The organism is Comamonas odontotermitis (genome assembly GCF_040396735.1).
In the GTDB taxonomy this organism is placed as follows: domain Bacteria; phylum Pseudomonadota; class Gammaproteobacteria; order Burkholderiales; family Burkholderiaceae_C; genus Comamonas; species Comamonas odontotermitis_C.
In genome coordinates this window covers 336,354-351,231 of record NZ_JBEBNZ010000002.1, presented here as the reverse complement: position 1 = coordinate 351,231, position 14,878 = coordinate 336,354, and the positions used below count along the sequence as shown (strand labels likewise).

Below are 14,878 nucleotides of genomic sequence, written 5' to 3'. Positions count from 1 at the left end.
GATTCCTTGATGGAGTTGTCCCACATTATGCCCACATAAAGTAATGAAAATAGTTGAATCTTGTTGAACGTTGTTGAACTATCTAATGATTTTAAAATGTTTAAAATCAAATGCTTATTGATTTACTAAGCACCGCATCGAACGCTATTCTGGAGGACTCCCTCTCCGCCATAGCATCGATAAATGCGGCTGTAGCTCAGCTGGATAGAGTACTTGGCTACGAACCAAGGGGTCGTGGGTTCGATTCCTGCCAGCCGCACCATATTGGAAAGCCTGCAATCTTCGGATTGCAGGCTTTTTCTTTGTCGTCATGCCAGCTTGTCTCCATGCTGCGGCGCAATTTGCTTAAATGGCGGGTATGAACAAAGCTTTCACCAAAGAGACCGATGCAGATGACGATGAGCTGCCGGAGTTGCCCAGGATTGCCGGCGGCAAGAATTACATCACGCCAGCAGGCTACCGCGCGCTGGAGGCTGAACTGCTGCAGTTGATTGATGATGAGCGCCCGAAGGTGGTGGAGGTCGTGCACTGGGCGGCCAGCAACGGGGACCGGTCTGAAAACGGTGATTACCTGTACGGCAAAAAGCGCTTGCGGGAGATCGATCGCCGTATTCGTTTTCTGACCAAGCGCATGGAGGCGGCCGAAGTGGTAGACCCGTCAGCGCACCACGGGAGCGATCAGGTGTACTTTGGCGCGACGGTCACTTACTGTGATCAGAATGGTTGCGAGGAACGCATTGTCATCATGGGCATTGATGAGGCTGACGCAAGCCGTGGTCAGGTGAGCTGGATTGCACCGATTGCGCGGGCTTTGCTCAAGGCCCGGGTCGGCGACGAGGTCCAACTGCCGACCCCGGGGGGCGTGCGCGTGCTGGAGGTACTGGATGTGGAGTATCCGCCACCCAAGGCTGCCTAATGGATCTGATATGCCTGTTGGAGTGTGAATGGTATTCAGGCTGCCGGCAGTATGCGATAGGCTCGCGATACATAGGATAGCTTGACGAGCTGACGCAGCATATGCTCCACCTGCTGGCGATCTCTCACTACCAGCACAAACTTCAGCTCCGTGGTGTTCATGGCGACTTCGTCGTCCATGGTGATATGGGTGATGTCAGAGCCCAGCGCGGCAATTTCCGCTGCGATCTTTCCCAGGACTCCCTTGCCATTGATGATGGTGACAACGACGCCGGTTTCGAAGTCGCCTTTGGGCTCGTCGGCCCATTCCACTTCGACAAAGCGCTCTGCGTCCTTGCTCAGCAACTTCTTGCAGACCGCGCAGTCACTGTTGTGAACGATCAGGCCTGCATTGCGATCCAGATAGCCTGCAACACTGTCTCCAGGTACCGGGCGGCAGCATTTGGCGTATTTGACTGCAGCGTTGTTGCCGCCATCGAGAACAACGGCACTGGTGACGGAGGAACTCTTGTTTTTATAGCGCTCCTGGGTCAGCAGCACGGCGTCGGGACGCATGCCCTGTTCTGCGAGCAGCTCCACCATTTGCTTGGCTGCGAACACCGCAATGCGCTTGCCCTGGCCAATGTCGCTGAACAGCTCTGACTTGTTGCGCGCGCCCAATCGCTCCAGCAGTCCATCCCAGGCTGCTTTTGCCTCGGGCAGCTGTGAAATGCCTTCAGCACGCAGAGCCTGCAGCAGCAGGCGCTCTCCCAGGACTGCCGTTTCACTTTGTCCCTGGGTCTTGAGGTAATAGCGAATCTTGGATTTGGCGCGCCCCGTGCGCACGATGGTGAGCCAGGAGGGGTGAGGCACGGCCTCAGGTGAAGTGGTGACTTCAACGATGTCGCCGCTTTTGAGCACGGTGCTCAGGGGAACCTGCTCATTGTTGATGCGTGCACCAGATGTGTGTTCCCCCACATTGCTGTGGATGGCATAGGCAAAATCCAGCACCGTGGCGCCGCGCGGCAAGGTCAGCATCTGGTTTTTGGGAGTGAACACATAGACCGAGTCGGGGAACAGGTCCACGCGCACATTGTCCCAGAACTCGTGCGCATCGCGGGTTTCGTCCTGGATATCGAGCAGCGACTGTACCCATTTGGTGCCCAACTGCTCGCCGCTGCCAGAGGCGCGAGCCTGGATCATCCAGTGCGTGAGCACACCGTTTTCGTCCACCAGGTTCATGTCCTCGGTGCGAATCTGGAAATCCATGCTCACGCCCGAAGGGCCAACCAGGGTGGTATGGAGCGACTGGTAGCCGTTGGATTTGGGATTGGCGATGTAATCGCGGAACTTGGATGGCACAGGACGGAAAACCTGGTGCAGCACGCCCAGCGCCGTATAGCAGTCGATCAGATTGGGAACGATGACGCGTACGGCATATGAATCGGTCACCTGCGCAAACGATAAATGCTTGGCATCCATCTTCTTGTAGATGGAGTACAGCGTCTTTTCCTGGTTGCCCAGGCGAATCTTGATGCCGGATTTGGCGAAGGATGCGTCCACCTCTGCGTGGATTTTCTGTACCACTTCCTTGCGGCGGTTGCGCGAGCGGCCCAGCGCTTTGACCAGGGTGTCATGGCGCCATGGATACAGGTGCTTGAAGGCCAGGTCCTGAAGCTCCCGGTAGACGCGATTGATACCCAGCCGGTTGGCAATGGGCACATGGATTTCCATGGTTTCGGTGGAAATGCGTCCCCATTTGCTGCGCGGCATGTCCGACATGGTGCGCATATTGTGGGTTCGGTCGGCCAGCTTGACGAGAATCACGCGAACGTCGCGCGCCATGGCGAGCAGCATTTTGCGGAAGGATTCGGCCTGATTTTCCTCGCGCGAATTGAAGTGCAGTTTGTCCAGCTTGGTGAGACCATCGACCAACTCTGCCACCGTATCGCCAAACTGCCGGGCGATATCGTCGCGGGTGACGCCGCAGTCCTCCATGGCGTCGTGCATCAGCGCGGCCATCAGGGCTTCGGCGTCCAGTTTCCAGGTGGCGCAGATCTCGGCAACCGCAATGGGATGGGTGATGTAAGGATCACCGCTGCTGCGGAACTGGCCGGAGTGCGCAACCGCTGCAAATTCAAAGGCTTCTTCCACCCGCGCCAGATCGGCATCTTTCAGGTAATCAAGCTTTTCCAGGAATGCGGCATAGGCACTCACGACTACCGGGTAGGACATGGCAGGCTTGGCTGCGGCGGTAGCGGAAGTACCAGAAGATTGAACGGGAGGGGTGGAGATGGACACGGACTTCACGCCTTTACTGTAGCGTGCGATGACAAACTTGTGTGAATAACAAGAAAAATGGCACCGATATTCGGTGCCATTGCGCGTGAAGGTACGAGGATTTAACCCGGAACTTTCTTCAGCATCTCCAGACCGACCTTGCCTGCTGCGATTTCGCGCAAGGCAGTGACTGCCGGCTTGTTGCGGCTGTCGATCTTGGGGGTGTGGCCTTGGCTGAGCATGCGGGCGCGGTAGGTGGCCGCAAGCACGAGCTGGAAGCGATTAGGGACTTTTTCGAGGCAATCTTCTACGGTGATGCGGGCCATCAGGAGTTCTCCAGGCTGTCGGATATGTTGAGTGACGAGAATATTTCGGCACGGGCGCGGCGCTGGCACAAAAAACGCAGCCGTTGCGAATGAACAACAGCTTTCAGATCGAACAGTGCGCGTTCAAATAACTCGTTGATTATAACGAAGTCGAATTTGTCGACCTGAGACATTTCCTGGTGGGCATTCTTGAGGCGCACTTCGATAACTTCCGACGTGTCTTCGCCCCGGTTCTCCAGGCGCGAGCGCAGCTCATCCCAGCTGGGCGGCAGGATGAAGATCAGCACGGCATGCGGAAAGCTTTCCTTGATCTGCAGGGCGCCCTGGTAGTCGATCTCCAGCACGATGTCGGCGCCTTTGGCCAGGCGCTCCTCGATGGCCTTTTTGGCAGTGCCGTACATGTTGCCATGCACATTGGCCCATTCCACGAAAGCGTTGCCCGCGATCATTTTTTCGAAATCTTCGCGTGATGCAAAGTAGTACTCGCGACCATGCTTTTCCTGCCCGCGTGGTGCGCGCGTGGTGTGCGAGATGGAGCGGTAGACCTGGGAGTCGAGTTCCAGCAGGGCCTTGACCAGCGATGATTTGCCGGCCCCGCTGGGGGCCGACACGACAAAGAGATTTCCTGGGTAATCCATGGTGGTGAATAGCTTTTTGTTTTTATTCGATGTTCTGTACCTGCTCGCGCATCTGCTCGATCAGCACCTTCATGTCCACGCTGATGCGTGTCAGCTCCAAAGCAGCTGATTTGGAGCCCAGCGTGTTGGCCTCGCGGTGCAGTTCCTGGATCAGAAAATCCAGGCGCTTGCCGATGTCGCCACCCTTGCCCAGCAGGCGGGTGATTTCTTCGAGGTGCGAGCGCAGACGGGTGATTTCTTCGGCGACGTCGATGCGGATGGCAAAGGAGGTGGCTTCGGTCAGGGCGCGATCCTGGGCTGCTTCGGGCGATACGCTGCCTTCGGTCAGCGCCATCGCGTCCTTCCAGCGTTCCAGAAAACGGTCCTTCTGCTGTCTGACGAGTTCAGGAACCAGCGGCTCGGCCTTTTCGGCCAGGGCCCTGAGCTGGTCGACCCGGTCCTGCAGCATTGCAGTGAGACGTTTGCCTTCACGCTGGCGGGCGTCCAGCAAGGCTTTGAGTGCCTGCTTGCAAACATCGGCAACGGACTCGGCCCAGTTGTCGGGCAGGTCGGAGCTACCGGTGCCGCTTAAACGCAACACTTCTGCCACGGTGAACGGCTGGGCGCTGGGCATCCATGCGGTGACCGTATCCTGGAAGCTGCCCAATTGCTGCAGCAGGCGTGCAGAAGCCACCGGAATGTTTGACGCTTGTTCACTGACGACCAGAACCCGCACTTCCACCTTGCCGCGCTTCAGACTATTATCGACAAGAGAGCGTAACTGTGGTTCGCAGCTTCTGAGATCTTCCGGAAGCTTGAAAGATAAATCGAGAAAACGGCTGTTAACCGAGCGAATTTCCAGTCCGACGCGCCAGAGAGAGGGAGCATTGTCGCCACCGGCCGGTGGGATGCTTTGCTGGACAGAGGCATAGCCTGTCATGCTGTAAACTGGCATAGGACTGTATGGGGTTGCTTGCAATCGCGCTCATTATCAGGCTTCTCATATACCTGCGTTGTTCATCTAACTATGTCAAAAGCAAAGCCAGCGCCGTTACCCACCAATACCGTCATCGGTGGATACCGTATCGTGCGGCGCATATCGTCGGGGGGGTTCGGGGTTGTCTATCTGGCTTTGGCGCCTGATGGCCAGCAGGTGGCCATCAAGGAATATCTGCCTTCCAGCCTTGCCTCGCGTGAGCCTGGCGCCCTGGCGCCCACGGTAGAGCCCGAAAAACTGTCGCTGTACCGTCTGGGCCTCAAGAGTTTTTTCGAAGAGGGACGGGCGCTCGCGCAAATCTCCCATCCCTCGGTGGTCAGCGTCTACAACTTCTTCCGCGAGAACGAGACCGTCTACATGGTCATGAACTACCTGGAGGGTGCCACCCTGCAGGATTTCATCGTGACCGCGCGCGACCTGAAGGAGGCCAAGGTCTTCCGCGAGTCGACGATCCGCTCGCTGTTTGACGAAGTGCTGCGCGGCCTGCGCATCGTGCACCAGCACAAGATGCTGCATCTGGACATCAAGCCCGCCAACATCTTCATCACCGACGACAACAAGGCCTTGATGATCGACTTTGGCGCCGCGCGCGAAGTGCTCAGCAAGGAGGGCAATTTTGTCCGCCCCATGTACACCCCCGGCTTTGCTGCGCCCGAGATGTACCGCCGGGATACGCCGTTGGGGCCATGGACTGATATCTATGCGATTGGTGCGTGCATCTATGCCTGCATGCAAGGCATTCCGCCCAATGATGCGCCCAAACGACAGGAGAAGGACCGACTGGGACTTGCGCTGTCGAAAGTGCGCGGTGTCTATTCCGACAATCTGATCGAACTGGTGGAGTGGTGCATGGCGCTGGATCCCCAGGCGCGCCCGCAGTCGGTGTTTCTGCTGCAGAAGGAGCTGGCGCGGGAGGACGAGCGCCGCTACACCAAGCTGACGGTTTCCGAGAAAGTTCGTATGTCGATTGACTCGCTGGTAAGCGATACCAAGAAAAATATCCAGGCGCGTGCGGGGAGCTCCACCAAATGAAGTTCTCGGTCTTCCAGCTCAGTCGCAAGGGTGGTCGGGAAAAGAACGAAGACAGGATGGGGTACAGCTACACCAAGGAGTCCTGTCTGTTTGTCGTTGCCGATGGCATGGGCGGTCATCCCGAAGGCGAGGTTGCTGCTCAGTTGGCATTGCAGACGGTTTCGCTGGATTTCCAGCGTCTGGCGCGCCCCAAGCTCGAAGACCCGGCGGAATTCCTCGAAAACGCGCTGCTGTCGGCACATCACAACATCCTCAAGTACGCCATTGCGAACAATATGGAAGACCCACCGCGCACCACACTGGTGGCTTCGGTGGTCCAGGACGGCAATGTCTGGTGGGTGCACTGCGGCGACTCACGGCTGTACATGGTGCGCGGCGCCAAGGTGATGGCGCGCACGCGTGACCATTCGTACATGGAGCTGCGCGGTTCCGGCGTCACCAGCGTCAACCCGGATCGCTTCAACCGCAATGTGCTGTTCACCTGCCTGGGCAGCCCTTCCCGGCCGTTTTTCGATGTGGCAGGGCCCACCGAGCTGCATCGCAGCGATCGCATCATGCTGTGTTCCGACGGGTTGTGGAGCAGCGTGTCCGAAACGGTGATTGCCCGCGAGTTGGGTAACAAGTCGGTTTCGCGTGCCGTTCCTGATCTGATCGACGCAGCACTGCGCAAGGCTGGCGCCAGCAGCGACAACGTCACTGCGGTGGCGCTGGAGTGGGAAATGCCCGGTGCCGAGCGGTTCATCAATGAAGAAGCGCCTGCGGCGACGCCGCCCAGCCCGGCTGCAGAGACGGGCGGTGACAAGCCGCCCACGCCCTGAGAGACGGAGCGTGTGCCGAGGCGGTGGCCGGAAGTCCCGCGGCATGCTGCGTTTTCGTCATCGGCCGATAATGCGGTTCTGTCCCATCCAGCATCAAGGCGGTCATTCAGGCCGCCTTGTTGTTTGTCTACTCTTAAAAAGATAGCGAATGGCGCTTGATCAGCAGGCGCCAGAGGCCATTTTGACCATGAAAATCGTACTTGCATCCAACAACCAGGGCAAGCTCGCCGAGCTGCAGGCTATGTTCCACCCCCTGGGTGTGAAATTGGTGCCGCAGGGCGCATTGATGGATGGTGAGGCGCCCGAGCCCTATGGCACTTTCCTGGAAAATGCCTTGACCAAGGCCCGCTTTGCGTCAGAGCGCACTGGCCTGCCTGCGATTGCCGACGATGCCGGTCTGTGCGTGGCCGCCTTTGGCGGCTTGCCTGGCGTGGATACGGCGTACTACTGCACCCAGTTCGGCTACGAGAAAAGCGACGCCAACAATGTACGGGCCCTGCTGGAGCAGATGCAGGACGTGACCGACCGCCGCGCAGCCATGGTGAGCACCCTGGTCGCTGTGCGCCACCCCAAGGACCCCGAGCCCCTTGTGGCGGTGGGCCGTGTGGCGGCACTGATCGCGCAGCAGCCGATGGGCGATGGCGGTTTTGGCTTTGATCCGGTGCTGCTCATTCCTGAACTGGGAAAGACCTTTGCGCAGATGACGCCCGAGGTCAAGCACGCTCACAGCCACCGTGGCCGTTCGTCGCGCCTGATGATGGAGCTGGTGCGTGAGAGCTGGCTGGCCGGCAGCGCAGTGGTGCACGCAGCGGCCAAGGCGTGACGCAGGGATACCTCCTGAGCGAGCGCAGCATGCCATGCGGCCCGAATCGGAGGGAGCGGCCCGTGCCGCGATTGCACGGATGTGTTGCGGCGGTTCCATGGTGCGCGGGTAAGAGGTAAGTGATATGGTGGATTCAAAAACGATAGCTATCAGCGCGCAGAACGTAGAGGTTGCAGCTCCAAAAGACGTGCAGTACTACATGCGCCCGGGCACTCTGCAACTGGCCAGCTTGCCGCCTCTGTCGTTGTACGTGCACTTGCCCTGGTGCCTCAAGAAGTGTCCCTACTGCGATTTCAACTCGCACGAAGCGCGGGATGGCCAGGCCGGCGTGCCCGAAGACCGCTATATCGATGCCGTGATTGCGGATCTGGAGCAGGCGCTGCCGCTGATCTGGGGACGCAGCGTGCACAGCATTTTTCTGGGCGGGGGCACCCCAAGCCTGTTCTCACCAGCGGTGATCGACCGGTTGATCTCGGCCATTCGCGCACGCCTGCGGGTCGATGCCGGGTGTGAGATCACCATGGAAGCCAATCCCGGCACCTTCGAGAAGGATCGCTTCAAGGCCTTCCGTGCCGCAGGCATCACGCGACTGTCGATTGGCGTGCAAAGTTTTGACAACCGGTACCTGCAGGCGCTGGGCCGGGTGCACGACAGTGCCCAGGCGCTGGCTGCCGTGGCGGAAGCTGCCAGCAGCTTCGATACCTTCAACCTCGACATCATGTACGCCCTTCCGGGGCAGACTGCCGCCGATCTGCAGCGCGATCTCGATGTGGCACTCAGCTTTGCGCCGCCGCACATCTCGATCTACCACCTGACCATCGAGCCCAACACCTATTTCGCCAAATACCCGCCGACCATTCCGGAGGACGACGAGGCCTATGCCATGCTCGACCAGATCACCGAGCGGACGGCTATCGCAGGCATGCAGCGCTACGAAGTGTCAGCCTATGCCAAGCCGGGCCACACCTGTGTGCACAACAGCAACTACTGGTCGTTTGGCGATTACCTGGGTATTGGCGCTGGCGCGCACAGCAAATTGAGCTTTGCCCACCGTGTGGTGCGGCAGGTGCGCCTGCGCGATCCGGCCCGCTACATGGACGCTGCCTTGCAAGGCAATGCACTGGCGCAGGACGAAGATGTGAAGCGTGCCGACTTGCCGTTCGAGTACATGCTCAATGCGCTGCGCCTGCGCGAAGGCTTTGCACTGCAGGACTACCTGGACCGCACCGGCCTGCCGCTCAGCAGCATCGACAAGGCCTTGCAGCGCGCCGAAGCCAAGGGGCTGATCACCCGCGATTGGGCCCGCGTGCGGCCTACCGAGCGGGGCTTTGATTTCCTGAGCGACCTGCAAGAGCTGTTTCTGGCCGATTGAGTGGGCGTTCGGCAGTCAATTTTTACCGAGTAGTCAATGTGTGATTTTTTGATTACTACGCAGAGCGTATAGATAAAGCGCAAAATCACGCTCCGCGTCAAACCATGCCGCCTTGTGCGGCATTTTTTGTGCGCGTTTTCTTTCCGCACTACCAAAGCCGCCCATGTCCTCTTCCGCATCACAGCCATCCACCATCCAGTCGCCCACGACCGTCAATGGCTATGGGTGGAAAGCGCTGGCCGGATCGGCGGTCGGTTATGCGATGGATGGGTTTGATCTGTTGATTCTGGGTTTCATGCTGGGTGCCATCCGGGAAGACCTGGGCCTGTCGACCGCACAAGCGGGTGCCTTGGTGACATGGACCTTGATTGGTGCCGTCGTGGGCGGCATTGTCTTTGGCGCGCTCAGCGACCGGTTTGGACGCATCCGCGTGCTGACCTGGACCATTGTGATGTTTGCCGTGTTCACCGGCCTGTGCGCATTTGCGCAAGGCTACTGGGACCTGCTGGTCTATCGCACGCTGGCCGGCATCGGCTTGGGCGGCGAGTTTGGCATTGGCATGGCACTGGCGGCCGAGGCCTGGCCTGCGCGCTACCGTGCCCGGGTATCGTCGTATGTGGCGCTGGGCTGGCAGGTGGGCGTGTTGGGCGCAGCGCTGCTCACGCCGCTGCTGCTGCCGCACATTGGCTGGCGCGGCATGTTCCTGGTGGGCGTGATTCCGGCATTTGTGGCGTGGTTCATCCGCAACCGCCTGCATGAGCCGGAAGTGTTTGTGCGCAGCCGTGAGAAGAAGCCCTCTGCGCTGCAATGCTTCAAGCTCTTGGTGAAAGACCGCGCTACCACCAAGATCAGCGCGGGCATCGTGGTGCTCACCTCGGTACAGAATTTCGGCTACTACGGCATCATGATCTGGATGCCGGGCTTTCTGGCGAACAAACTGGGCTTCAATCTGACCAAGTCCGCCATGTGGACGGCTGTCACCATCCTGGGAATGATGGCCGGCATCTGGATCTTCGGCCAACTGGCCGACCGCATCGGGCGCAAGCCGAGCTTTCTGCTGTTTCAGGCGGGTGCCGCCGCCATGGTGCTGGTGTACTCGCAGTTGAACGATCCGATCACCATGCTCTGGGCGGGCGCGCTGATGGGCATGTTCGTCAATGGCATGATGGGGGGCTTTGGTGCACTGATGAGCGAAGCCTACCCAACCGAGGCGCGTGCAACGGCGCAGAACGTACTCTTCAACCTCGGCCGGGCCGTAGGAGGCCTGGGGCCGGTGGTGATTGGTGCGATTGCCTCGCAATATTCATTCCAGATGGCGATTGCACTGCTGGCGGCCATCTATGTACTGGATGCATTCGCAACCATGTTTCTGGTGCCTGAACTCAAGGGCAAGGAATTGCATTGAGCGGCAGTGGAAAGCTGCCACCGCGCTATTGATAAGGAGTGGGTACCATCCAGCCCGCCACGTTCAGGCGGAGACCGTACTGACAATCGGCAGCCGTGCGCAGTGTGCCGTGACGGCCTCGCCATGTTTCATGGGGCTGGCGGCAATGCGGAGTCATCCCCGCCATTCATGGGCAGGTGCACGCTGAAGCATGAGCCCTCGCCTTCGATGCTGGTGACCGATACAAAACCCTGGTGGCGTTGCACCACGGTCTGAACAAAGGTCAGCCCCAGGCCAATACCGGCAATGTGCGGCTGGCTGTTCTGGTGAAAGCGCTGAAAGGGCTGGAACAGGCGTGTCAGCTGTTCTTCGTTCATGCCGTATCCATGGTCCTGGATATGCACCACCCAATAGCCATGCTCTGCAGTCACATTGGCCTCGATCAGGCCGCCGGCGGGGCTGTATTTGATGGCATTGGTGATCAGGTTCACCAGGCAGCGGTGCAGCAGCGAACGGTCACCCAGGGTGATGATTTCGGTGTCGGTGGCTTCCAGGCGGCGAGGCGCGTAGCGCACCTGCAGCCTTTTCTCGGTTGCCTTGGCCCAGCAGTCATCGATGGCCTCCTGCAGCAGGATGTCCAGATGCACCGGCCTTCGCTGCAGGCTTTGCGACTGGGCAGAGGCCAGTTGCACGAAGCTCTCCGCCATTTCCAGCGACTGGTTGGCCAGGCGGCCGATCTTGTGGTGCAGGTCGGCTTCGGTCATCTGGCCAGGGAACTCCTGGTACATCTCCAGCAAGGTGATGATGGAGGCCTGCGGCGAGCGGAAATCGTGGGAGATGAAGCGCAGCGCCTGGTCGCGCTGTTCCATGGCCTTGTGCAGCTCGGTCATGTCCACCAGCATCAGGAGCCAGCCATCGGGCGCAGGTGCGCGAAACGCCTCGGCCAGAAGCAGCCAGGGCCGCTGCTGGCGGTCGATCACTTCACTCTCGGCAGGCAGGGCTCCCAGTTGTTCAGGCGTCGCAAACCACAGCTCCTGTCCGGTGGATTTGATGCGTAAGCCCTGCAGTACGGTGCGGATCGGGATCAGCCCTTGCGGGGGGATGCCCAGCGTCTGCATGTATTGGTCGGCTGCCTGGTTGTGGAGGCTGACCATGCCCTGCGGATCAATCGCAAAGGTGGGCGAAGGGATCTGGCGCAGGGTGTCGCGGACGAAGCCATGCATCTGGCGCAAGGTGCTGGTGGCGGTCTCGACGGCCTTGATGCGCCTGTCCAGAAAATCGTCCACCAGTGCAGCATTGCGCTGCGGCGCACCGGTGTTTTCGAGCGCCTCGCGCAGAGTGACCATTTCCTGCTGCAGAAAGGAGGCTGCCGCACTCAGGCGCCTCCAACTCCAGATGGGGTAGATGACGACCAGACCCATCAGCGCCGCAGCAGGTGCGAGCTGCACACCTGCCCAGTTGCGCAGTGCAAAGCTCAGCAGCAGCGCCCCCACCGCCAGGGCCAGCTGCATGGCCAAGCCGGCCATCGGGCCCAGCACGGCAATGGCAGCCAGCGCCAGCAGGATGATGCCGACATTGACCACGGCATCAGTGGCGGCAGAGGCTGGAGTCACGTGCCGGCCGGAGAGCTGTGAATCCAGCGCATGGGCGATCAGCTCCACCCCGGCGATATGGCGTGAGGAAGGGCGTGCGGGACTGGCAAAGTAATCGCCAAGACCCGAAGCGGTGGCACCCAGCAGCACGTACTTGCCAGTGAACGCATTGGATGGAACGCGGCCGGTCAGCACTGTTTCCGCAGAGTACAGGCGATAGGGTTCGGCACCACGGGCAAAATTGAAGACTTCTGGAGACTGCTGTACCCAGGCGTCTCCGGGCCGGGGGGCTTGCACACCCCGGCAGAGGGGGTGGCTGCGTCCAGCCGCGCACAGCATGGCGATACCGAAGTGTGGCCAGGGGCCCGTGTCTTCACCCTGGGCGGCAAAATAGCGGCGAATCACGCCATCTTCGTCCACGCTGACATTGACATGGCCCAATTCGCTTGCCGCGCTGCGCAGGTTGGCAATCGGCAGCTCGGCACCGATGTCCACGTCAGCCATGCGCCAGTCCACGGGCAGCACGACATTGCCTGCATTGCGGATGGCATCGGCCAGCAACAGGTCGTCCTGGGGATACACCCGGTCCGGCTCGCTGAACAGTACGTCAACGCCAAGGGCGGCAGGCTTTTGCGCCTCGATGTCTCGCAGCAGCTGGGCGAGAATCGCGCGCCGCCATGGCCAGCGGCCCACGCTTTGCAAGCTTGCGTCGTCAATGGCGACGATGACGATATCTTCGCGCGCGGAGGGCGCGCTCACCCAGCCAGCGAGGTCTTGCACCATTGCGTTGACCGCACGCGGCTGGCCGCGCAGGCTGGCCCAGGCCACACAGGCCAGCAAAATGGCAGCCAGCACCAGCCATTCCAGCCAGCGCAACTGGGTTCGGGTCAGCAAAGGGTCGCGGTTCACGGTAGGGCGGCGTGATTGCGTTGGAGACGATGCCCGCTGGCGGGCAGATCGATCAGCGCGGGCTTTGCACCGGCTTGCCGTCGTCGGATTTGAGCATGGTGCCATCGTTGGTGGTGATGGCGGATTCCACGGTCAGCTTGCGCGCGGCGGAGTAACGGCTTTTGAGTCCCGAAGGATCCAGCACCTGGATGCGCACGAAGTAGTCGCCCGGGGCAAGCTCGTCGGAGACCCAGCGCGGCTGATCCAACTGCACGGTGCTGATGGGGGCGTCGAACTGCTCATTGCGTGCCAGTTGCAGGTTGTATTTCTGCCCGGCTTCTCCGGTCCAGAACAACTGCAACTGATAGGGCATGTCCATATTACCGGGGCTGAGTGCATCTGCGCTCAGGGATGCAGGGTTGGTGCCCGCCTTGAAGGCCTGAGGTTTGGAGAAGGGTCCCTGGTCCTGGCTGCCATCGGCGGCCTTGCGCACGCTGGCGGCACGCCAGTAATAGCTGCCGGCTGCCAGCTTGGCAATGGCAGATTGGCATTCAGCTACCACGCCGCTGTCCGTCAGTGGCCGGGAAAAATCGGTACTGTCTGCCACCTGAATGCGATAGCCGATGATGTCCTTGCCACCCTCGGTGCAAGTCAGCGTGCCATCGCTGATGCCGATCAGCCCGCCGGGGGCGGGGCTGGAATACAGAGGGGGAACGGGCGTTGCCTTGACCTTGATGGCCTGTAGGGCAGGTCTGCCAGGTATCTGCTGGTCATCGACCGCGCGGGCAGTGACATAGTAGCTGCCGTCCTCGACTGCCTGAAATTTGGCGACGGGCGTATCAAAGCGCTGGCTGCGCACAACCTGCTGCATGTCGGCATCACGCGCGAGATTCACCTGGTACTGACGAGCCTGGGCCACGGCACCGAGCTGGATGGTCAGAAAGTCGGCATCTTCAAACACCGCAGGGTTGTCCTGCAGGCTGGGTGCTGCGAGTTGATCCACCACAGAGCCCACACGGCCATTGTTCTGGACGGAGACGCCACTGCCGGCCTTGACGGCGGTTTCGCGCACAGCAGCGCTGCCGGCTACCGCAACCACACCCCGGTCGACGGCGGTGATCGCCTGGCCGGAATCGGAAATGCTGACCGAGAATACGGTACCGCGCACACTGGTGGTCGCCATGGGCGTCTTGATCTCGAACTTGCGCTTGCGGCGTTGCTCGATGGTGGGCGTGACCTGTGACTCGATTCCTCCCTTGTTCAGGTCCACGACCGATTGCTGCTCCTGGGTGCGGCCATTCTTGCGCACCTCACTGAGTTTCAGCTCCGATTTCTCGTTGATGCGCACCGAGCTGCCATCGGCGAATTTCAGCGTGACAAAGCTGCCGGGCTCCACCTTCAGTTCATCGCCTTCGGTCAATACGGCACCCTGGACGAGCCGCTGCCAACCCGTGTCCTTGCCAACGTAGGGCGAGCGTAACTGCGCATCACCCTGGACATGCTCTGCAATCACGTCCTGGTAGCCGACCAGGCGTGCCGGTATGACGATGGTGGAGCCGACAGGCAGGCGGGTGGGGTATCTGACCTGGTTGAGCTCTCCCAGTGCACGCCACTGCTGCGGATCCTTGAGGTAGCGCTTGGCCACGCCTTCCAGGGTGTCACCGGGCTGCACCCGGTGCTGGATATCCGGCAACTGGTCGGCCGACGCCGCGCCAGCCGCGCGGGGCAGCAGCACTCCCAGGGCTATCAGCAGCGAAACGGGCAGCATCACGTGCAGGTTTGTAAGCATCAAAAATCCTTCTGTGCCGCAGGTAGGCGGCACACATCTGACAGTGCCATAGCGGCAAGACGGCCA

The 14,878-nt window shown here is 60.3% G+C and carries 12 protein-coding genes and 1 tRNA gene; 7 read left to right on the top strand and 6 right to left on the bottom strand.

From position 1 onward, the window contains the following. Nucleotides 1–185: 185 nt before the first annotated feature. Together ACH2DG_RS03975 and greB are read left to right on the top strand one after the other, a co-directional pair. Nucleotides 186–262 (top strand) — tRNA-Arg (locus tag ACH2DG_RS03975). A gap of 96 nt (nucleotides 263–358) precedes the next feature. Next, nucleotides 359–916: a transcription elongation factor GreB gene (gene greB, locus ACH2DG_RS03970; protein WP_395024392.1), complete on the top strand. Its 558-nt coding sequence runs from the start codon at nucleotides 359–361 to the stop codon at nucleotides 914–916. Between the two features lie 35 nt (nucleotides 917–951). On the opposite strand, the gene ACH2DG_RS03965 is transcribed toward greB, so the two are convergent. From ACH2DG_RS03965 to ACH2DG_RS03950, 4 genes are all read right to left on the bottom strand, one after another. Then, complete coding sequence (locus tag ACH2DG_RS03965) at nucleotides 952–3,129, bottom strand: RelA/SpoT family protein (RefSeq protein WP_395024412.1); 2,178 nt, start codon at nucleotides 3,127–3,129, stop codon at nucleotides 952–954. 167 nt (nucleotides 3,130–3,296) lie between these two features. Beyond that, nucleotides 3,297–3,500, bottom strand: a complete 204-nt coding sequence (rpoZ, locus tag ACH2DG_RS03960; RefSeq protein WP_184709130.1) for a DNA-directed RNA polymerase subunit omega — start codon at nucleotides 3,498–3,500, stop codon at nucleotides 3,297–3,299. Then, the gene (gene gmk / locus ACH2DG_RS03955) at nucleotides 3,500–4,138 is read right to left on the bottom strand and encodes a guanylate kinase (protein ID WP_224151604.1); all 639 of its coding nucleotides are present in this window, start codon (nucleotides 4,136–4,138) and stop codon (nucleotides 3,500–3,502) included. The genes rpoZ and gmk overlap by 1 nt, the downstream gene beginning before the upstream one ends. A 22-nt stretch (nucleotides 4,139–4,160) precedes the next feature. Continuing rightward, complete coding sequence (locus tag ACH2DG_RS03950; RefSeq protein ID WP_395024391.1) at nucleotides 4,161–5,057, bottom strand: YicC/YloC family endoribonuclease; 897 nt, start codon at nucleotides 5,055–5,057, stop codon at nucleotides 4,161–4,163. Nucleotides 5,058–5,144: 87 nt separating this feature from the next. On the opposite strand from ACH2DG_RS03950, the gene ACH2DG_RS03945 reads away from it, so the two are divergent. The 5 genes from ACH2DG_RS03945 (at nucleotide 5,145) to ACH2DG_RS03925 (ending at nucleotide 10,564) form a co-directional block, all read left to right on the top strand. Next, nucleotides 5,145–6,146 (top strand): serine/threonine-protein kinase, encoded by a 1,002-nt coding sequence (locus tag ACH2DG_RS03945; RefSeq protein ID WP_224151605.1) that lies wholly within the window; start codon nucleotides 5,145–5,147, stop codon nucleotides 6,144–6,146. Beyond that, complete coding sequence (locus ACH2DG_RS03940) at nucleotides 6,143–6,964, top strand: PP2C family protein-serine/threonine phosphatase (protein ID WP_395024390.1); 822 nt, start codon at nucleotides 6,143–6,145, stop codon at nucleotides 6,962–6,964. Before ACH2DG_RS03945 ends, ACH2DG_RS03940 begins: the two co-directional genes overlap by 4 nt. Before the next feature lie 187 nt (nucleotides 6,965–7,151). Then, entirely contained in the window at nucleotides 7,152–7,787 is a 636-nt protein-coding gene (locus ACH2DG_RS03935) for a non-canonical purine NTP pyrophosphatase (protein WP_395024389.1), read from the top strand. Between the two features lie 124 nt (nucleotides 7,788–7,911). Beyond that, complete coding sequence (hemW, locus tag ACH2DG_RS03930; protein WP_395024388.1) at nucleotides 7,912–9,159, top strand: radical SAM family heme chaperone HemW; 1,248 nt, start codon at nucleotides 7,912–7,914, stop codon at nucleotides 9,157–9,159. Nucleotides 9,160–9,322: 163 nt separating this feature from the next. Continuing rightward, nucleotides 9,323–10,564: an MFS transporter gene (locus ACH2DG_RS03925; protein WP_395024387.1), complete on the top strand. Its 1,242-nt coding sequence runs from the start codon at nucleotides 9,323–9,325 to the stop codon at nucleotides 10,562–10,564. 128 nt (nucleotides 10,565–10,692) lie between these two features. On the opposite strand, the gene ACH2DG_RS03920 is transcribed toward ACH2DG_RS03925, so the two are convergent. Both ACH2DG_RS03920 and ACH2DG_RS03915 read right to left on the bottom strand, forming a co-directional pair. Beyond that, nucleotides 10,693–13,044, bottom strand: coding sequence for a CHASE2 domain-containing protein (locus tag ACH2DG_RS03920; RefSeq protein WP_395024386.1), 2,352 nt, complete (start codon nucleotides 13,042–13,044; stop codon nucleotides 10,693–10,695). Between the two features lie 52 nt (nucleotides 13,045–13,096). Further along, nucleotides 13,097–14,812, bottom strand: a complete 1,716-nt coding sequence (locus ACH2DG_RS03915) for a FecR domain-containing protein (RefSeq protein WP_395024385.1) — start codon at nucleotides 14,810–14,812, stop codon at nucleotides 13,097–13,099. Between the last annotated feature and the right edge of the window lie 66 nt (nucleotides 14,813–14,878).